General features: G+C 36.9%; 20 protein-coding genes and 2 tRNA genes. 3 read left to right on the forward strand and 19 right to left on the reverse strand.

What is annotated here, in order from left to right; genetic code table 11:
* Positions 1 to 4: 4 nt before the first annotated feature.
* Entirely contained in the window at positions 5 to 643 is a 639-nt protein-coding gene (trmB, locus tag BIV16_RS12760; protein ID WP_075680485.1) for a tRNA (guanosine(46)-N7)-methyltransferase TrmB, read from the forward strand.
* 52 nt (positions 644 to 695) lie between these two features.
* Here the strand turns inward: trmB and BIV16_RS12765 are convergent, their stop codons facing one another.
* From BIV16_RS12765 to BIV16_RS12775, 3 genes are all read right to left on the reverse strand, one after another.
* Complete coding sequence (locus tag BIV16_RS12765) at positions 696 to 833, reverse strand: hypothetical protein (RefSeq protein WP_159435935.1); 138 nt, start codon at positions 831 to 833, stop codon at positions 696 to 698.
* Between the two features lie 413 nt (positions 834 to 1,246).
* Complete coding sequence (locus BIV16_RS12770; RefSeq protein WP_075680486.1) at positions 1,247 to 1,720, reverse strand: LURP-one-related/scramblase family protein; 474 nt, start codon at positions 1,718 to 1,720, stop codon at positions 1,247 to 1,249.
* A gap of 216 nt (positions 1,721 to 1,936) precedes the next feature.
* Positions 1,937 to 2,009: transfer RNA gene (locus BIV16_RS12775), tRNA-Lys, on the reverse strand.
* Between the two features lie 148 nt (positions 2,010 to 2,157).
* Between BIV16_RS12775 and pepT the strand changes: the two genes are divergently transcribed.
* Positions 2,158 to 3,375: a peptidase T gene (gene pepT / locus BIV16_RS12780; protein WP_075680487.1), complete on the forward strand. Its 1,218-nt coding sequence runs from the start codon at positions 2,158 to 2,160 to the stop codon at positions 3,373 to 3,375.
* 86 nt (positions 3,376 to 3,461) lie between these two features.
* Here the strand turns inward: pepT and BIV16_RS12785 are convergent, their stop codons facing one another.
* The 13 genes from BIV16_RS12785 to BIV16_RS12845 all read right to left on the reverse strand — a co-directional run bounded on the left by BIV16_RS12785 (position 3,462) and on the right by BIV16_RS12845 (position 16,299).
* On the reverse strand, positions 3,462 to 4,820 hold the full coding sequence (locus tag BIV16_RS12785; RefSeq protein WP_075680488.1) for a hypothetical protein: 1,359 nt from the start codon (positions 4,818 to 4,820) through the stop codon (positions 3,462 to 3,464).
* Positions 4,821 to 5,347: 527 nt separating this feature from the next.
* Positions 5,348 to 5,899: a histidine phosphatase family protein gene (locus tag BIV16_RS12790; RefSeq protein ID WP_075680489.1), complete on the reverse strand. Its 552-nt coding sequence runs from the start codon at positions 5,897 to 5,899 to the stop codon at positions 5,348 to 5,350.
* Positions 5,900 to 6,004: 105 nt separating this feature from the next.
* Positions 6,005 to 6,076, reverse strand: a tRNA-Arg gene (locus BIV16_RS12795).
* A 33-nt stretch (positions 6,077 to 6,109) separates the two neighbouring features.
* Complete coding sequence (locus BIV16_RS12800; RefSeq protein ID WP_075680490.1) at positions 6,110 to 6,988, reverse strand: DUF3881 family protein; 879 nt, start codon at positions 6,986 to 6,988, stop codon at positions 6,110 to 6,112.
* Positions 6,989 to 7,072: 84 nt separating this feature from the next.
* Positions 7,073 to 8,047, reverse strand: coding sequence for an HD-GYP domain-containing protein (locus BIV16_RS12805; protein ID WP_083625194.1), 975 nt, complete (start codon positions 8,045 to 8,047; stop codon positions 7,073 to 7,075).
* Positions 8,048 to 8,067: 20 nt separating this feature from the next.
* A complete protein-coding gene (locus BIV16_RS12810) occupies positions 8,068 to 8,574 on the reverse strand; it encodes a DUF4446 family protein (RefSeq protein ID WP_075680491.1) in 507 nt (168 codons plus the stop codon).
* Between the two features lie 84 nt (positions 8,575 to 8,658).
* Positions 8,659 to 9,564 (reverse strand): ParB/RepB/Spo0J family partition protein, encoded by a 906-nt coding sequence (locus tag BIV16_RS12815; protein ID WP_075680492.1) that lies wholly within the window; start codon positions 9,562 to 9,564, stop codon positions 8,659 to 8,661.
* A 1-nt stretch (position 9,565) separates the two neighbouring features.
* Complete coding sequence (locus tag BIV16_RS12820; RefSeq protein ID WP_075680493.1) at positions 9,566 to 10,333, reverse strand: ParA family protein; 768 nt, start codon at positions 10,331 to 10,333, stop codon at positions 9,566 to 9,568.
* 813 nt (positions 10,334 to 11,146) lie between these two features.
* The gene (tnpC, locus tag BIV16_RS12825; RefSeq protein WP_075680494.1) at positions 11,147 to 12,748 is read right to left on the reverse strand and encodes an IS66 family transposase; all 1,602 of its coding nucleotides are present in this window, start codon (positions 12,746 to 12,748) and stop codon (positions 11,147 to 11,149) included.
* Between the two features lie 279 nt (positions 12,749 to 13,027).
* On the reverse strand, positions 13,028 to 13,390 hold the full coding sequence (gene tnpB, locus BIV16_RS12830; RefSeq protein WP_075680044.1) for an IS66 family insertion sequence element accessory protein TnpB: 363 nt from the start codon (positions 13,388 to 13,390) through the stop codon (positions 13,028 to 13,030).
* Entirely contained in the window at positions 13,380 to 13,769 is a 390-nt protein-coding gene (locus tag BIV16_RS12835; protein ID WP_075680043.1) for a hypothetical protein, read from the reverse strand. Before BIV16_RS12835 ends, tnpB begins: the two co-directional genes overlap by 11 nt.
* An 867-nt stretch (positions 13,770 to 14,636) precedes the next feature.
* Positions 14,637 to 15,275, reverse strand: a complete 639-nt coding sequence (locus tag BIV16_RS12840; RefSeq protein ID WP_075680495.1) for a response regulator — start codon at positions 15,273 to 15,275, stop codon at positions 14,637 to 14,639.
* Complete coding sequence (locus BIV16_RS12845; RefSeq protein WP_075680496.1) at positions 15,268 to 16,299, reverse strand: sensor histidine kinase; 1,032 nt, start codon at positions 16,297 to 16,299, stop codon at positions 15,268 to 15,270. The genes BIV16_RS12840 and BIV16_RS12845 overlap by 8 nt, the downstream gene beginning before the upstream one ends.
* Before the next feature lie 177 nt (positions 16,300 to 16,476).
* Here BIV16_RS12845 and BIV16_RS12850 point away from each other — a divergent pair, with 177 nt between their 5' ends.
* Positions 16,477 to 17,427, forward strand: coding sequence for an alpha/beta fold hydrolase (locus BIV16_RS12850; protein WP_075680497.1), 951 nt, complete (start codon positions 16,477 to 16,479; stop codon positions 17,425 to 17,427).
* Between the two features lie 126 nt (positions 17,428 to 17,553).
* On the opposite strand, the gene rsmG is transcribed toward BIV16_RS12850, so the two are convergent.
* The 3 genes from rsmG to BIV16_RS12865 are packed head-to-tail and all read right to left on the reverse strand — an operon-like array spanning position 17,554 to position 20,521.
* Positions 17,554 to 18,270: a 16S rRNA (guanine(527)-N(7))-methyltransferase RsmG gene (gene rsmG / locus BIV16_RS12855; protein ID WP_075680498.1), complete on the reverse strand. Its 717-nt coding sequence runs from the start codon at positions 18,268 to 18,270 to the stop codon at positions 17,554 to 17,556.
* A 9-nt stretch (positions 18,271 to 18,279) separates the two neighbouring features.
* Positions 18,280 to 20,199 (reverse strand): tRNA uridine-5-carboxymethylaminomethyl(34) synthesis enzyme MnmG, encoded by a 1,920-nt coding sequence (gene mnmG / locus BIV16_RS12860; protein WP_075680499.1) that lies wholly within the window; start codon positions 20,197 to 20,199, stop codon positions 18,280 to 18,282.
* Positions 20,200 to 20,230: 31 nt separating this feature from the next.
* A complete protein-coding gene (locus tag BIV16_RS12865; RefSeq protein WP_075680500.1) occupies positions 20,231 to 20,521 on the reverse strand; it encodes a Dabb family protein in 291 nt (96 codons plus the stop codon).
* Positions 20,522 to 20,533: the final 12 nt, after the last annotated feature.

The following is a 20,533-nucleotide window of genomic DNA, read 5'->3' on the forward strand; positions in this document are numbered from 1 at the left end:
TCCAATGCGATTACGAAATATTAAAGGTGCCGATGAGGCCATTGAAAATAGCGAATATTGTATCAAAAATCCAGAAAGTTTAAAAGGGAACTGGCAGTCTGTTTTTCCTTCCAGCCAGCCGCTTCACATCGAAGTCGGCATGGGAAAAGGTCGCTTTATCATGGATCTTGCAGCTGCTAACCCGGACATTAATTACATCGGAATCGAGCGTTATACCAGCGTACTTTACCGTGCCGTCCAGAAGATGGAGCTTACCCCTCTTCCAAATCTTCGTTTTCTTTGCATCGATGCCGCAACCTTACCGGATGTCTTTGCCCCTGAGGAAGTAGCCCGCATTTATCTGAACTTTTCTGATCCTTGGCCAAAGGACCGCCATGCCAAAAGACGACTTACCTCACGTGAATTCTTTGCACGTTATAATCAGATTCTTGCCAAAGATGGCCGCGTAGAATTCAAAACAGACAACCAGGATTTATTCACTTTCTCTTTAGAAGAAATCCCGGAAGCTGGCTGGAACTTAGTTGCATCCACCCGTGACCTCCATCACGACCCGGTCCTGAATGAGGGAAACATCATGACAGAATATGAAGAGAAATTCTCTTCCAAAGGAAATCCAATCTGCAAGTTGATTGCGAATCGATAAATTAGTAGAAAAAGCAAAAGGTGCTGAACGAAAAAATCGTTCAGCACCTTTTTTAAGTTAGAAGTTCCTTTTCTAAATCTTCTGCGTCAATCCATCCTTCTTTTTCAGCTCTTTCTTCTGCCTCCTGAAGTTTGGTAGATAACATATCAACATATGTTTCATCCATCATCTTATCTTTATCTCTCTTCATATTAATAATTTTCCTTAAAAATTATAAATGCACTTGCCACACTTTTTCTGATTCTATATCATTATAGCCTTTTTGTATTTTGCATAAATTTCTCCATAAGAAAATACCTACTATCACTTGATTTTATACGCTACTAATATATATATTTACATATCAATAATAGCCATCCTTCTATAAATTTTGACAAAAAGTAACGGAATAATTTACATATCAAATACCAAAGTAACGGAATAGATGACATTTCAACACTAAAAGTTACGGAATAAATGACATAAAACCCTGTTTTTAATAAAAAAATCGTACAAATTATGTTCCGTATTATCATTCATTCCGTTACTTTAAATAATAATAATAAAAAATTTAATAAAAAACAAATTCTTCAAAACATCATATAACGCTTCCTTCTATAAGAATCAATCTCCCTGCGAACAATTCGCCGCATCAATCGCAATGACAAGCATCATGCCCATGAGTTCATCCTCCGGATTTGCAATATCAATCACATAAGTATCCCCAAAATGCAGCAATTCCTTGGAAATATGAATAATGGAGCTGCACCCAGAATACACATCATAGTCCCAACCTAAGAAGTCTCCCTCAACGCGCCAGCCATTACAATCAATCTCATACCTCGGTTTAAAAAAGGAAAACTCCTTTTGTATCTTGCCAACGGTTCTTCCGCCTATCTCAATCTCAAAAGCAGGCAAGAATGTCAACAGTTTCTGTTTAATCATTCCAATTTCATTCTGGTTTGCATCATAAACATGAAGCTGGTGGCCCAATGCAATAAGCTCCGCTTTCACAAAATAACGTACATTTCCATTTTCATCGTAAATATCATAAGAATCTGTCCATGAAAAAACACGCTGCTTAATTAGTAATCTCATAAGATACCTTCCTCCTACATTTTTTAATGGATTCCACTATGATTTTGCATATAATTGGGGTTTCAATTGATTTTTGCCCGAACCTGGACTTACTTTACTATAAATAAGTATATAAGAAATGTTTTTGAAAAGAAAGAATGTTCTCGATTTTTATCCCAGAACAGAAAAAAACACCGCCCCCACGACCACTTTGTCGCAAAAACAGTGCTTTTATAATGCGCCACCAGGGGTTCGAACCCTGGACACCCTGATTAAGAGTCAGGTGCTCTGCCAGCTGAGCTAGTGGCGCGTATCTTGTGAACACAAACGTTATTATATAATATTTTTTTAAGAAATGCAACATATTTTTTATTATTTTTTATTTTATTTCATAAAAATTTGTGCTATCTTGGTAGTAGTGTGAGTATTTCACAATAAAATAGAAAGGGAGACCGCAAATGAACGTAAAAGAACGATTTTTAAAATATGTTTCTTATTGGACGACCTCTGACGAAGACAGCCAGACCGTACCATCCACCAAGAGACAGTTTGATCTTGCAAAAGAATTAGAACAGGAAATGATTGCTTTAGGATTGGAAAAAGTAAAACTTACCGACCAGTGTTATTTATATGGTCTTTTACCTGCAACAGACGGCATGGAAAAGGCAAAAGCAGTCGGATTTATCGCACACATGGATACCGCACCTGACTTCTGCGGGGAACATGTAAAACCTCAGATTATCGAACAGTACGACGGTGGTGATGTTCTTTTAAAAGGGGCAAATACGATGTTAAAAGTATCCGATTTTCCTACCCTTACTTCCTTAAAAGGACGCACCTTAATCACAACAGACGGAACCACCTTACTTGGCGCCGATGATAAGGCCGGTATTGCTGTTATTTTGTCTGCCGTAGAAGAAATCAAAGAACAGAATCTTCCTCATGGAGATATCTGGGTTGGTTTTACACCGGACGAAGAGATTGGTGCTGGCGCAGACCACTTTGATTTAGATTATTTTAAAGCTGATTTTGCTTACACCGTAGATGGCGATTACGAAGGCGAAGTTGCTTATGAAAACTTCAACGCTGCAAGCGCTGTCTTTTCCTTAAAAGGTGTCAATGTACATCCAGGCGAGGCAAAAGATATCATGTTAAACGCTGCACTTGTCGGCTGTGAAATCGCTGCTTCCCTTCCGGAAAAAGAGACACCAGCCCATACAGAAGGTCATGAAGGATTCTATCATTTGACGGATATGTCCGGTGATGTTGCATCTGCAACACTCTCTTACATTGTACGTGACCATGACAAAACTTCTTTTGAAGCAAGACTTGAGACATTGCGTTCCTTGGAAAAAGCAATGAACGAGAAATACGGAGCTGGTACTGTAACGCTTACCATTACAGAATCCTATCTGAATATGTTAGAGATTATCGAACAGCATCCAGAAGTCGTTAAACTTGCAAAAGATGCCATTCAAAGCGTTGGTTTAGATCCACTCTCCCGCCCGGTACGTGGTGGTACCGATGGTGCACGTTTAAGCTTTATGGGACTTCCTTGTCCAAACCTCGGTGCAGGCGGATATGGCTTCCATGGTCCTTACGAGCATATTACAGTAGAAGGCATGGAGACATCCATCCAGATTCTGAAATACATTGCTGCACATCCTATCAACTAATTTTGTAGTTGTTTTATTACTTGCAATGTATTTCTTAAACTACAAAAAGGTTGTGAAACAAATGTTTCACAACCTTTTTTCACACCTTAGATACTTGCAATCAATGCTGCTATCTCGTCTGGTGACATAATTTTATTCGGATCTGAAAGATCTGGTGCCGCTGGTTTTGGCTCCTCAACCGGCTTTGGCTCTTCCATCTTCGGACTATCCGTTGCAGTTGTATTTGCAATCAACGCTGCTATCTCGTCCGGCGTCATAATCTTATTTGGATTATCGGCAACCGGCGTTTCCTCGACTGCTGGTGTGTCTTCCACTACTGGTGTTTCCTCAACCACTGGTGTGTCTTCCACTACTGGTGCTTCCTCGACCACTGGTGCTTCTTCCACTACTGCCGGCTCTTCTGCAATTGGCGTGTCATCAAAACCTAATGTATCGTCAAATCCAGGTGTGTCGTCCAAACCTGGTGTATCATCCAGCACCGGCGTATCCTCTAAGCTTGGTGTATCCTCTAAGCCCGGTGTATCATCAAAACCTAACTGTGGCTCTTCCTCCAATCCAACCTCTGGAATAACATCCTCAGATGCTGTATCAAGAACCTCCGGCTCTTCTAAATTCATCTCATCCAACGAATTATCTGCAAGCGGAGTTTCTTCTAATGAAACATCCTCTAACGTTGTTTCTTCCAGCGGTGTCTCTTCTAATGGAGTCTCTTCTGTTACAACTTCATCCGTAGGTGTATTTGCCTCATTTACAGCGGCAGATGCAGGTGTCACTACCGATTCCGGCATTACAATCTGTGGCTGTGGAATTGAGATATTCGATACAGCCTCTAATGTCTGATTCCGAATACTGAGTTCCATTTCTTTTAAGCTGGATAAAATCTCCTGCTGTTTCAGTAACAAATCTTTATTCGCACTGTCAATGACTTCCTTCTGTCTCTGGAGCAGCTCATCATTATTTCCTTCTAATGCATTTTCAAATGAAAGCACACGTTCCATCAACTTGTCATTTGAATTCATTAAGGCATCTGTATTCTCTTTACTACGGTTAATTGTGACTTTGGCGATTCCCTTCTGTGCAGAAACAATGTCATCCGCAGGAAGCATCAGATTCTTTTCAAGTGAATTCACTCTTGTCTGAAGCTCATCAAAAGATTTTCTTAAAACCAGATAGGTCGCTTTCCCAGATTTAAAAATATTCTCGTACTGTTCTTCGCGCCGTGCCATTGTCTTCTGATTCTCTTTTAAAACTGCTACTACTATCATATAAACTGCAAGTAGCATAATTACCGCAAGAACGCCTATCACAATAAAATTCCTGGAATCATTTACCATCTCATACAATTCCAACAAAAGTAACAGACATGCAATCAATGTCGAAAAAATAATTTTTACTCGATTCGTATCTTTGTGCGGCTGTGGTGTCACTGGATTTTCCTTACCCATAATGAATACCCCCTTGTAATTTAATGTCTTCCGTGACTTCTTACATTTATTTATGTCGTATTTTTCATACGTTTTTCCTATTAGACTATCTATATTATAACGTGTATGAAGTCGGATGTCGATGTTTTTTTTGGCTATCCTCGACTCGTTTTTGCCGATATTTTGCGAAATTTGTAAAAATAGGAAGAGTCATAGGTAAGTATTCTCACATATGACTCTTTCCACTGTCCGTATTCTTTCTCATTTTTTGAATGTTCTCTGAGGGTTCATCCATTCCGTGCCTGCAAATTCATATTTATGGCTACCATTCGAGCTCAATATGCGGTAATGATAACACTTGTTTTCTTATTAGATTACCTATATTATAGCGTGTGTAAGGTCGGATGTTGCTATTTTTTTAATCATTATTATAGTACACAATAACTCTATCAAAGTTGACAAAGAATTCTGAATTTTCAATAAACGCCACATTAATTGCCTTTGCCAATTTCCCCGATATACTAAAAATAACGGTTATTACACACCCTCTAAATTAATTTTATAATCTTACACTGCTCAATCCCGGCACTCCAAAATTCCTCAATCGGTAATTTTTTAACTTGACATATAATAGCTGAATTCATTGCACCGTGTCCCACAATAAGAATATCTTTTCCCGCTTGTATCTGTGGCTCTACTACCTCCTTAAGAAATGAACCCGTTCTTGCAAATAATTGTTCAAATGTTTCTGCCCCACCCACAGATTCTATGTATTTCTCCGGCTGATTAAATATCACATTAATTGGACAATCCGGAATTGCAAGGCTATTTTCAATCCCCTCATATTTACCAAAACTCATTTCACTCAAACGTTTATCCTCTATTATAGGAATTTTTCTATTTTTTAACACAATTTGTGCTGTTTCTACAGCTCTGACTAAAGGAGAGCAATAACACACATCTATGTTTAATTCCTTATATTTTTCACAAGCCTGTCTCGCCATTCGCTTTCCCTCATCATTCAAAGGTATATCCGTTCTTCCCTGTAATTTATGTAATGCATTCCATTCGGTTTTTCCATGCCTCATAATATATAACATTTTTATCTCCTCCTAGTCCTATATTTTTTGACTTTCTGACTCCGTCAATGCCTTTTTATACAAAAAATGCAACAATGAATTTACTACCATTGTTGCAAAAATTAATGTTCCCTGCGGGAATCGAACCCACAACTAGCGCTTAGGAGGCGCTTGTTATATCCATTTAACTAAGAGAACAAGTGTCCTTTTCAGGACTTTTTTATTTTTCGATTAGTCTTGGTAGTTGATGCTGCCTTGCATCCAGATATTTCCTTTAAAACGTCTGCCTACCTGTGGCTCTCCCAACAAATCTTTCTGGTTGATACACACACTAAACGATATATCACTACATAAAATATCCAGACAATAGATATTTTCTAATGTAACCTGGTTCTGAACGAGTGAAACATCCATAATTTCACCCAAAATGGAATATTGATCGCTCTCTATTCCGTATGGCATAAAATAAGATTCTACAATACTTAAGACATCCTCATGAGCCACCCGGCGGGACAACATGGAATAAGTATCCATATCTTCAAGGGTCAGATTCTCAATCGCATCTTCATCCCCTTCTCTTGCGGCTGCAATCAGACAATTTCTGTCTCTTGTACCTCCATTCTGGTGACGATTCTTATTCTCCGGTTTGTTAATCGGAAGTAAAATCTTGCCATCTGTGGATAACGCTGCAAGAATCACACCATTTTGTGGATGAAGTGATAAAGAATATTTCTTCTCTGCGAAATAATCTACAATATTCTGCAAGTAAAAAATTAATGTCACACCAATTCTTACTTCATCACATACTCCGGCATAAGATTCCTTTTCTGCATGTTTCTCAATCTCAACTTTTTCCCTGGTTGAAATCTGTTTTCCGCAAAAATATGGGTAATAGTAATCCACTTCGAAACGGTCATCCTCACGATAAGTTCCACGTAAAGAGATTCCCATGAACTCTCCATATTCTTTTGACATCTCTGCAAACTCATTTCCTTCCGAATCTTCTGCAACTTTCAAAACGGTTGGATGTTCAATAATGTCTGCTATGATATTGTCTAATTCTTTTTTATTCAGATTTGAAAATCCAATCGCTCTTAAAAACTTATGCAATCTCATTCTCCTTCTAAGATTCGTTTTGTCACAAAATGTATTCTTATTATATTATATCTCTATCTATTTTGCAATTTAAAACATTTATTTCTGCGGCTCTTTTATTTCCAGTAATCGAGGTCTTGCTGCATCCAATGTCTGTTCTATCACCACAAAAGTGCTTCCATCCTCTTTTACAATCTCTGTTCCAACCGGATAATGTGCCACAATGTGTTCTAAAATAGTTACAATCTCAGCATCATACTTTTTGCCTTTTTCTTTTTCCAGTAGGGCAAGTGCGTCTGGAATTTCTACTCTTTTACATTCCATCCCTGTAATCATGCAATCAAAAGCATCGCACACCTGTAAAATGCGGCAGCCAATATCCTGCCTTTTTTGTTTCAATGGAAAACCGGAACCATCCATTCTCTCATGATGCGACAATACCATTTTACGGGAAAGGTCTGGCAGCCAGCTTTCTGCCTCCAGCGCTGAAAAACCAAGAATTGTGTGTTTCTTATATTCAAACAACTCCGCCGCACTTCGTTCCGCATCTGCACAATTTAGGTATGGAACCGTAATATAACGCAACCCAATGTCATGGAGCAATGCACCAATTGTAATCTCATGTAAGCTGTTCTCATCTAGTGAAAGGATTTTTGCAATGGTTACAGCTAATACTGCAACCATCACTGTATGTTCATATAAATTTGCATTTCTGGTTTTATAATCGAACACTTGTTCTGCATTTAATTTCTTTAAATCAGTTATGATATCTTTTGCAAACGCATCTAACTTTTGCAAGGAATCTGTTCCACTGTAAATGTGACTTTCCAGAATTTTTCGAGTTTCCTCAATATAATGAGTTCTCTGCTCTTCACTTATGAAAAAATGAGGTGTTTCCTCTTTTTCATAAGGATCTTCAATGGCAACCGTTTCTACACCAAGTGTTGACAGCAACTCGATATATTCCGGTTTCAACTCTGTTCCTTTTGGAATTAGAATCAAATGTTCCTCAGTAAAAACTGTTTCAGCTAATACCTCGTTTCCCCTCAATTGATTGACCAGCTTTATCTGCATGTGTTCTAAACTCCCCTTATTTATTTTGCAGTTTCTTGGATTCCTTTTGCCATATTCAGTGCTTCCTGTTCTTCCTCGGATAACACAATGATGGAATTTCCATCTACAATTTCTTTAATATAGGTATAGCAGCCTTCTCTTGTATGCATTGCATTGATGATAAATCCATCTTCTTTTGCATTTAACATTGCAAGGGAAAAACTTAATTTTCCACCCATTTCATTGAACGCATCGTATTTTACCAAGCCCATCTTCTGGTAGGTTGTATTCATTGCCTTGGAAAGAATCTCAATGTCTTTTTCATTTTGTTCGTTTTCTGAGATTAAGGTGTCAACCTGTTCAAATCTTTCTTTGATTGTATCCTCTAATGTCTTGGCATTTTTTCCACTCATGAAAATCTTATAATTCTTTTTTAACTTATGCATCTGAATAATATTTACAAGGTATAAGATAAATACAATCAGTGCAAATCCTGCTAACCCTAATATGATATAGTCTGAGTCAAATCCTAAATATTCTTGTATCATAATTACTCCATTTCTTTCTCTTACTTGTATTATCCCATAGATTATTTTTCAATTACGTTTTCTATGTGACCTATTTTATTTCGATTATTGAATACTACGAATCATATCAATGATTCTGTCTAACTCTTCCGGAGAATAATATTCAATCTCAATTTTTCCCTTTTTCTCATCCTTTTGATGAATTGAAACCTTTGTACCAAGAACAGATTTCATTTTTTCTTCTAAATCATGGTAAATTGCTTCTACTGTCGGATCTAATTTAGATTCTTTCTCTAGTGTGGAATCTTTTTCTTTTTGCAGTTTTTTCACTAATTTTTCAGTTTCACGTACACTTAATTTTTCATCAAAAATTTTCTGTGCTACTGCATATTGTTTTTCTGCATCATCAATTCCAAGAAGTGCTCTTGCATGACCTGTCGTAATCAAGTCATCAATTACCATCTGCTGAACACTCTCATCCAATTTTAACAGACGCATTGAGTTTGTCACTGCTGTTCTACTTTTTGATACACGTTCTGCAACCTCATCCTGTTTTAAATTAAACTCTGTCAAAAGACGTTTATAAGCAATTGCTTCTTCAATTGGATTTAAGTCTTCACGCTGGATATTTTCAATCAAAGAAATTTCTACAATTTCCTGATTCGTCAGGTTTTTAATGATAACAGGAACATCCTTTAAGCCGGCAATTTTCGCTGCTCTCCATCTTCTCTCACCTGCAATAATCTCATAATATGATTTTTTATCCTGCACCAACAATGGTTGTAACACACCAAATTGTTTGATAGATTCTGCTAATTCGAGCAACGCATCTTCATCGAAATTTTTTCGTGGCTGCTCTCTGTTCGGTTCAACCTTATTGATATTCATCAAAATTCCATCAACAACTTTTTCGTCTTTTACTCCATCCTTTTTTGCGGATGGTTTATTTACTTTATCTGATATTAAGGAATCTAATCCTTTTCCCAATCCATTCTTTTTTGCAGTTGCCATCTTAGTCTTCCTTTCTCTCCATCACTTCTTTTGCTAACATACGGTAACTTTCTGTTCCTGCAGATTTTGAATCATAAAGATTAATTGGCAATCCATGACTTGGTGCTTCTGCAAGTCTGATATTTCTTGGAATTATCGTGTTGTAAATTGTAGTCTGTAAGTTGTTCTTTACATTATCTACAACCTGAACAGATAAATTTGTTCTTGCATCGTACATAGTAAATACAACACCATCGATGGACAAATCTGGATTTAATCTTTCCTGTACCAAATCGATTGTATGTATCAACTGGCTTAATCCTTCCAATGCATAATACTCACACTGAATTGGAACCAATATTGAATCAGCAGTTGTCATCGCATTGATGGTTAACATATTCAATGATGGTGGACAATCAATGATGATATAATCATAATCATCGCGAATATAATCCACAGCATTTTTTAAGATATATTCCTTTTCATTGATTCCCAATAATTCAATTTCCGCACCTGCAAGATTTACATTAGATGGTATCAACTCCAAATTTTCCATTACAGTTTCTGTCATGCTTTCTTTGATGGAACACTCATCAAGCATTAATTCATACACTGTATTTTCTAATTCGCTTTTATCAACCCCTAACCCACTTGTCATATTTCCCTGTGGATCTAAATCGATTGCAAGAACTTTCTTTCCTGTTTCTGCCAAACAAGACGATAGATTTATTGCAGTTGTTGTCTTACCGACACCACCCTTTTGGTTCGCAATTGCTATAATTCTGCCCATTTTCTAATCCTTTCTCTTTTCATTTTTCTATATTTTAAAACTTTATTTTCCATATAAAATAAAGAAAATACTCTCATAGATATCATTATATCACTATTTATAGTGCATTTCTACTTAAAATGTTTCACGTGAAACATTTTTTTGCAATTTTCAAGCTATGGTACCTCATTATTTTTCATAATACCAAATCTTGTGGAATCCTCTATTTTACTGGATTTTTTTGAAAAATGTTTCACAACTACAATTTTTTATGGATTTTCAAGCTGTTGTGCACTCTCATTCTAGGATATACTAAATATTGTAGATTATATAAGTTAATGGCTTATTTTCATAAAAATGTTTCACGTGAAACATTTTTTATGGCTTTTATCTCTAATAACTCAAAATAGATGTGTTAAAGAAAATATGATACTGTATGTAATAGTCTAGGATAGATATGTAAAAATATATATAACATCTTGTAACACCGTATAGTTTTATATATTCTTATATAGTTCTATATAGTTTTATATGGTTCTGTATAGTTTTATACAGTTTTGTATGGTTCTATATAGTCCTATATAGTCTTATATAATTCTATATAGTTTTGTATTGTTTTGTATTGTTTTGTATTGTTTTATATTGTTCTGTACTGTTCTGTATTATTCTATATTGCACTGTATTGAACTGCATAGTTCTATATAATTCTATATTACTTTATATTATTCCATATTAGATTATACAATTTTATATTATACCGCATTATATTGTATCGTAAACGCACCATAGTCGGTACTAATACTTGATTAGCCGCTCCAAAGAGCGGCGTTGGTTTTAAAGTTGCTTTCTGCATTCCTTTGGTAGCTTGTCTGACCAAGGAAGCAGATCTTCACAAAAACTTGCATCATGGTCATCCATGTGCTTTGGAATCTCTGTCAGAAGATATTCAAAGTAATTATAAGGTTTTAGATCGTTAGCCTTTGCAGTTTCTGCAATGCTGTAAATGATTGCACTTGCTTCTGCCCCTGCGATGGTATCAATCATAACCCAGTTTTTCTTGCCTACACAGAATGGCCGAATTGCCTGTTCTGCCGAATTGTTATCGATTGGCACTTCTCCATCTTCAAGGAATGTTCTCAAATACTTTTCCTGATTCAAGGAGTAAGTAAATCCATTTGCTGTCTTACTCTTCGGCGGAACAGACATGAGATTCTGTTTTGCCCATGCAAAATAAGCATCCACCAGTGGCTTTACAGTCAACTGACGATGTTTCAGGCGTTCATCCGGATTCATGTCCCCAAGCTTGTTCTCCTCGCGATAGATTGCTTGGATTTGCTTCAATGCCAGATATGCAAGAGACATTTTCTGGTTTGCCTTTGGTAGAGCCTTAACAGCCTCATCGAAGCGACGTCTTGCATGTGCCCAGCACCCAGCGATTTTCAGGTCTTCGCGTTCTTTTTCAATCGTATGGTAGACCTGATAGCCATCCGTCAGACAAATTCCTTGAAAATCTTTAAGAAAAGCTCGTGGATGACTGGCATTACGAGATGGTTGGTACTCGTACAAGATGATCTGCTTATTCAGATACATCTTTCCTGTACGGTATACCCACATGTAATGCTTATTTCCGGTAGTTCTGTTTTCTTTTGAAACAAGAACCGGAGTCTCATCTGCTTGTAAGACATGATAGTCATACATTTTCTCGTGCAGATAATCATAAAAGATTGAGAGATATCTCTCTGCACATAGAATGGTCCAATGAGCCATATCCGCGCGATCGATGTTAAGACCCATTCTTTGGAATTCCTGTTCCTGACGATAAAGAGGTGCTGCATTAACATATTTGGCATTCCAAATGCCTGCTAGCAAAGATGGTGAAACAAGACTGTTTCTTAGTAAATAAGCAGGATGATCTGCCTTTTTGAAATGATTGTCCTTTTTAGATTTATACACGCCAACGTGATGTTCTTCGATTTCAATCTTCATTGGGGTAAAACGATAGCGATGGTATACTTCATCTTCAAGCTGATACCAGCCATCTTCTCCGAATTCGTCGATTAACTCGTCTTCCGTCATCTTGTGTTCAACCGGAACGATTGGAAGACCTTTGATGTCAGCAGCGCGTTTCCCCTTTTTCTTTTTACTATGAGGTTTCGATGTTTCTTCTTCCTCTGAGCATTCAAGGGCTGCAACAGCTTCTGCTTCATTAAAATAAACGATATTGCCATCAACCTCTAAGAAGCTGATCTGGTTATCTACATCAAGTTTCTCAGATGACTTCCCAAAACGGTTATTGTTCAATACAGCGACCTGTTCCAACAACAGTTGCAGTTTCCGATCAATATCTTTGAGTTGTGATTGTTGTGCCAAAAACAGTTGAATAAGGGTAGCCTTGTCAAAATTATTCAATTGTTCTTCTGTATATTCCATCGCCATAATGTACCTCTTTTCTAAGGTCTATTATAGCGGATATGGACTTAAATTGCGAATGTTGTTCGTTTCAAAATTCGGCAAATTGCCTATGCCTGTAAGCTCCCACAAGGGATTTGTAGACCTTGTAAATGCAGAGTTTTCAAAACAATGGATATAAATTACAATTACCTAAAAGCGCAATAACACGCTAATAATGCAGAATACTGGACTTACAGATGATTGTAATTACCATATTAGAACCCAGGAATGATGCCCCTGAAATTTCTACCTTTTGCACAATCATTATGCCATATGTTCTGGCGGTCGGATCTCTTGAACCGTTTTCTTTGGAAAAATTGTTAGACCTTCCATGAGCCAACGAAATTGCTGACTGGTAAGTGCTCGTACTTCGGATTCATTTCTTGGCCACACGAAGTTCCCTTTCTCTAGGCGCTTATACAAGAGCAAGAATCCGTCCTTTTCCCACACCAATCCTTTGATTCTGTCAGTCTTGCGACCACAGAAAAGGTAAAGCGTATCAGGAACGTACGGGCTACTTCCTGTTTTGGATTCGATGATAGAAGCTAATGAATCCAAGCCAAAACGGAGATCCGTGTAGCCGCAAACGATATAAATCTGTTTAAAACAAGTGGCATCATTCAACATGGGCAAGCACCCCAAGAACTTTTGATAAAAGTGAAGATGATGTGTTTTCTGTAACACGAAGAGTCACACCATGCGCTGAAAGTTCAATAAATGATTCATCGCACTCTTGATTTGTTTCTGCAAAAGAATAATTACCATTTGTCATTAGATTGGTAGGAACAGGAACAATCGCTTGTTCAACAACCTCGCTTGGAAGCGAATCCAAACAGGCTTTGCGAACCTGAGTCATTCGGTAATAATAGTTTGCGGTGGTAATAGAATGTTCCTGACACCATTCGCTGACAGACATTCCAACAGGCCGATTGTTACAATCTTGAATCATTTGAGCCCATTCTTGTATACGACAATTGCGTGATGCTATAGATGTTTGAGATTTCATAATAGAAGCCCTCCTTGTGTCAAAAAAGTTTAGACTAAACTTTTTAGACTAAACTTTTTTGATGAATATTAATTGTTGGGTCTATTTTCTCAAATTTTCATAGCACAATCTATATACGCACTATGGTGCGTTTACATTGTATCTAATACAATAATCTATTACTCTGTATTCGTTTTCATTCTAATATACTATTTTTGATAATAGAGAATTATCTATAACACATCATACACCAACATTAATGTATGTTAATTTACAACTGCTGCCACTTACTTCTACATACTGGTTATCCTTTCATGTATTTTCACATTATAAGAAAGAGAATCTTTCTATATAAGAATTAGTGTACCAATAGATACCTCTCAAATTTTCTAATAACAATTATTACATATATACTTGTATCATGTTAAAACGCATTATTTGCTCCTGGTTATAATAGACATAATATACCTTTAACTTTTTACAGATTTTTATTAAAAAAGAATGATTTTCTTTTCCAATTATGATTCGTGTGTCAAAAGGTAGCTCACAAATTCGTTCCTGGAAAATCATACAAAGGCAAGACTCTTTTTGTGACTTTGTACAAAATTGACTTGTCAATGTACAATTTGTCAAGAAAAACTGTAAGCTGCCTTTTGACAGCCAAATCCCAATCATAGAAAAAAGAGAAAATGTTTCACGTGAAACATCTTCTCTTCTAATTGAAATCTATTATTTCTTATATCGTGATTTCATCACTCAATAATTTCGTCGTTCGTCAATCATGCAAGCATGTTGACTCACTTGCACTCATTATATCATGAACTTCGTTCATGATGCCTTCGGCTGATATATATGCGCATTCGCGCATGATATAATTCGCTTCACTCATTATATCATAATCAAGTTATTTCGAATTGCAAATACCGCTGCCTGTGTACGGTCTGTTACTTCAATCTTTTTAAAGATATTAGAAACATGATTTTTCACAGTACGCTCACTGATACCTAACTCTTCTGCAATTTCTTTATTGTAATTTCCTGTGGCAAGAAGTTTTAATACTTCTAGTTCTCTTCTTGTCAGGTCTTCAATCTTATTCTTATCATTGTCACGCTGAATCATCTTTGCATTTAAAGATGGAATCAAGCTTGGCTGAATATAATTTTCACCATCGACAACAGAAACAATTGCTTTCTTTAATTCGGATGACTCAGAGTCTTTTAGTAAATATCCATTGATACCAATCTCAACTGCTTTTAACAAATAATCAATCTCATTATGAACGGTTAATACCAAAACTTTCGTCTTGATTTTCTTTTCTTTTAATTTTGCAAGAACTTCAAGTCCATTCATTCTTGGCATATTGATGTCTAATAATAAAACATCCGGTTTTGCAGTTCCAATTTTTTCAAGGCACTCAACACCATCACTTGCCTCTTCTACTACTCTCATGTTACCATCTAATTCTAGTAATTGTTTTAATCCTTCTCGAATCATAGAATGATCATCGACGATCATAATATTAATCATACACTCTTTCCTCCTTATTCTTCACAGGTATCTTTGCGATAATTATTGTTCCTTCCCCTCTGTGTGAAACAATATCAATTGTTCCCGACAATAAATACACTCTTTCCTTCATCATAGATAATCCAAAACCGGAATGATCCTCTCTTGATGTTTTCGGCAATTCTTCTAATTCGAATCCACATCCATTATCCTGAATCTGAATTGTAATGGTATCCAGATCATAAATAAGTTTCACGTGAATCAAATCGGCTTTTCCATGACGAATTGCATTGTTACATCCTTCCTGAATCACTCGTAGAATTGTAATTTCTACGACAGGTGATACTGCAAACATATTTCCTTCTATTGTAAATGAAATATTTACAGAAAAATTGTGTTCTAATTTCTGAAGCCAATCCTGAATTGTAACATCAAGCCCAATATCATCAAATGACATCGGCCGTAAATCATAAATCATCTCTCTGGTAGAGTTAATAATCTCTCGCAGAGAACGATTTAAATTCACAAGTTCTAATCTACAACGAATCGGATCCGTATCGACCAACTTTGAACAAAGTTCTGATTTGTGAACAAGACTGGTAAGATTCTGAACTGTAGAATCGTGCAACTCTCTTGAAATTCGTTGCCTCTCATTTTCCTGTGTCTCAAGGAGTTTCAATCGGAACTCTGAATCTAACTGATCCTTGTTTTCACTGCCAGTCTTTCCCCTATTTATCACACAGGCAATTACTTCCTTTATCTGCTCTATTCTTTCTCGTTCTGAATTTTCTTTTTCCTTTATCTGCTCTAGCTCTTTTATAATGAGTTTCTGTTCTTCTTTTAATTCATCAATTTTTTTCTTATTCTTTGAATTCACATCCCTTGGAGTAAACGACTGATAACATTCATCTGTATTCTCATCCAAAAGTCTGATAAACTCAATATTCTCTTTCTGTTGAATTTCAATCTCTTTTCTTTTCAAAACAGTAGCTTCATACTCTGTTTCAAATTCAACTAGAAGATTTTCTAAAAATTCTTTTACCATGCTTTCACCACGAACATATGTTTGCATTATAATTTATAAAAGTACGAGTATATTGTATAACATTTCGCAAATTCTGAAAAGGGATTTATTTCCAAATATAAAATTAATTTGTATAAAATCATAAAAACGTCTATAATAAAGTTAGAAACTAATATATTTTTAGATAGGAGGCCAACTATGAAGAAGAATATCAAACATTTTCTTTTTTTGACCGCTCTCTCTGCTGGTGCTCTCCATGTTACCAATCGATTTATCGATATGAGAGCCTGCATGAAAAATTTGCTTTCAACAGACAGTGGTGATTTTTATAAATGGAAAAATGGTGACATCTATTATTCCAAATCTGGTTCCGGAAGTCCAATTCTTCTGGTTCATGATTTAAACCCGGCAAGCTCCTCTTATGAATGGTGCAAGCTCATCAAAAAACTTGAGAAAAAGCACACTGTATACACAATAGATTTGTTAGGATGCGGTCGTTCTGAGAAACCATATCTGACTTACACAAATTATCTATATGTGCAGTTATTATTAGACTTTATCAAAAATGTAATAAAAGAAAAAACAACTGTAGTTGCAACAGGTTCTTCTGTACCTTTTACCATTATGGCTGCTAATATGGAATCCGAACAGTTTGAAAAGTTAATTTTCATCAACCCACAGTCCTTGCAGGCCTGCGACAGAACTCCTGAACGGATGACACGAATTCAAAAACGTCTGCTGGAGCTTCCGATTATTGGAACTTTTGCATACAATATGATGATGTCTCATTGTACGATTGATGAAAATTTCCGTAACACTTATTTTGCAAGACCTCAGCTAATCTCCTCCAAATTAGAAGATTTATATTTTGAGTCTGCACACGCAAATCAGAGTCATGGAAAATATTTACTGGCAAGCATCCTTGGAAATTATACTACGATTTCCATCAAGCATGTTCTCTCAAAACTTGACGTACCGGTTATGCTCATTGGCGGAAGAAATTGTAAAGACTCTGCTTCTATCTTAGAATCCTATGTTCACTACAATTCTTCATTTGAGACTGTGACATTATCCAATTGCAAAATGCTGCCTCAATTAGAAACTCCAGACCGCATTTTAACCATTTTAGATGGCTTTTTGAATGAATAATCTCTCATAGGTACTTGGTAACATCTGCTTATGTTGACTTGTAAGTGATTTTTCATAAAAGGAAAATCCTGTAAAACAAAAAGGAATTGTAACCGCATTCTGTTGTGCGTTACAATTCCTTTTTTATTATCCAAGCGGCTGCTTGCTTGGCGTTCCTGCTTTTCTTGGATATGCCTTTGGTGTTCCTTTGGTTTTCTCAATGATGACAAAAGAACGCTTCTGCTCATATAAGTCAAACTTAAACACTTCCTTCGTCTTTCCACCCAAAAGAAAAATCGCATGTTTTGCATTTAACACTTCTTCGTCAATTTCACCTGACTTATAGGAAATGAAATTTCCACCAATTTTTACAAATGGCATACAATATTCACTTAACGTGGAAAGATTTGCAACTGCGCGCGAAACACAAAGGTCAAATCCTTCCCGATACTCTTTGTTTCTTGCTAACTCTTCTGCTCTCGCATGCACCGCTGTGATTTTCTTTAAATCCAACTCCTCAATAACATCCTGTAAAAAATTGATTCGTTTATTCAAGGAATCTGCTAATACAATCTCAAGTTCCGGAAAAGCAATTTTTAACGGGATTCCCGGAAAACCTGCGCCGCTTCCAAGATCAAGAATGCGAATCTCTTTCGACAAATCACACACTTTTACCAGCGATAAGCTATCCAGAAAATGTTTTTCCACCACTTCCTCAAACTCTGTGATTGCGGTTAGATTCATCACCTTGTTTGTCTCAACTAACTTTTCATAATAGGTTAAAAACTGTTGTACCTGCTCATCTGATAGCTCAATCTGAAGGTCCTTTAACCCTTTTTCAAATTTATCTAATTGATATGCCATGCATAACTCCTATTCTTTGCTTTTTTCTCCGTGATATTTCATCTGCTCCAAATGAACCAGCAAGACTGAAATATCTGCCGGAGAGACACCTGAGATTCGTGATGCCTGACCAATGTTAAGTGGCTTATAAAGCTTTAACTTCTGTTTTGCCTCAATTCTTAAGCTGTTAACTTCATCATAATCTAAATCTACAGGAATCAACTTTTTCTCTAACTTCTTAAAGTGCTCTACCTGCTTAATCTGTCTTGTGATATATCCTTCATACTTTAAGTTGATGTTGACCTGTTCGATGACATCATCTGGAAGCTGTGGTCTTTCTTTGTCAAGTGGCGCTAAAACTTCATAATTTAATTCCGGTCTGCGAATCAATTCTGCCAGTGTTGTTCCGGTATTTAGTGGAATACTGTTTAAACTTTCCAACACAGCCTGAACCTCTTTGTTTGCACCAAGTGTCACATGGGAAACACGTTCAATCTCTTCTTTGATTAACTCTTCTTTTTTACATACCCAGTCATAACGCTCTTTGGAAATCAGGCCAATCTCGTAACCTTTCTTGGAAAGACGAAGGTCTGCGTTATCCTGTCTGAGCAGTAAACGATATTCTGCTCTTGAGGTCATCATACGATATGGTTCATGATTTTCTTTTGTCACAAGATCATCAATTAAGACTCCGATGTATGCCTCAGAACGGTCTAACACAATTGGCTCTCTTCCTAGTGTGGTAAGTGCTGCATTGATTCCGGCAATAAGTCCCTGACAGGCTGCCTCCTCGTATCCGCTGCTTCCGTTAAACTGTCCGCCAGAGAAAAGTCCTTTTATTTTCTTAAACTCTAACGTTGGATACAACTGGTTTGGATTGATACAGTCATATTCAATCGCATATGCATTTCGAACAATCTTGACATGCTCTAAACCTGGAAGGGTTCGGTACATTTTCTGCTGTACATCCTCCGGCAAAGAAGACGACATACCACCGACATACATCTCATTGGTATTTAATCCTTCCGGCTCAATGAAAATCTGATGACGGTCTTTATCTGCAAATTTTACAACTTTATCCTCGATGGAAGGACAATAACGTGGACCTGTTCCCTCAATAATTCCAGCATAAATTGGAGAACGATCCAGGTTGTTTCGAATAATCTCATGTGTCGTCTCGTTGGTGTAAGTCAGCCAACAGGAAATCTGGTCAATCTGAACGTCCTTCGGATCTGTCGTAAAAGAAAATGGAACCACTTTTTCATCCCCAAACTGCTCCTGCATCTTCGAAAAATCAAGAGAACGCTTGTCAACTCTTGCCGGGGTACCGGTCTTGAAGCGGAACATCTCTACACCATGAGCCTTTAAGGAGTCTGTCAGGTGGGTTGCTGCCTGCAAACCGTTTGGACCTGTGTAAGTAATCATCTCTCCCGTCAGACATCTTGCATTCAGATAAGTTCCGGTACAGAGTACGACTGCCTTACAGTGATAAGTTGCCCCTGAAAAAGTTTTCACACCTGTAATCTTAGAATTTGTCTCATCTGTAATAATTTCGGAAACCTCTGCCTGACGAATTGTAAGGTGATCGGTGTTCTGAAGTGTCTTTCTCATCTCCATGCTGTAATTCTGCTTGTCCGCCTGGGCGCGAAGAGAATGAACCGCTGGACCTTTGGATTTATTCAACATCTTAGACTGAATAAAAGTCTTATCAATGTTAATTCCCATCTGTCCGCCAAGCGCGTCAATTTCCCTTACCAGATGGCCTTTCGAACTTCCACCAATATTTGGATTACAAGGCATCATGGCAATACTATCGACACTGACCGTAAAAATAACGGTTTCCAATCCAAGTCTCGCGCAGGCTAATGCAGCTTCACATCCAGCGTGACCTGCACCTACAACTACAACATCATAATTTTCTTCTAACGTATTTCTATTTTCCGTAGACATTTCTATGTTCTTCCTTCTTACTCTCTATTCCTTAAAACTCGTAATCAATACAAGCTCTGTTCTCTCTTACTGATGTAATAAATTTTCCAAATGCAAGGTGATTTGGATGTTTCTGATATTCATTTAAATCATCAATGGATTCAAAATCAAAAATAAGAGAAAGGTCATAATTATTCTGAGGTGCCTTGCTGCTATTGGTTACAACTTCGAATTTCTTAATATATGGAATCTCTTTTAAAGACTGTGCTCTTTCTAATGCTTCTTTTAAGTTTTTCTCTTTTTCTTCTTCTTTTAACTGAAACATACAAATATGACGAACCATTTTTCTTCCTCC

Origin of the sequence: Roseburia sp. 831b, assembly GCF_001940165.2 — a bacterium.
GTDB lineage: Bacteria > Bacillota > Clostridia > Lachnospirales > Lachnospiraceae > Roseburia.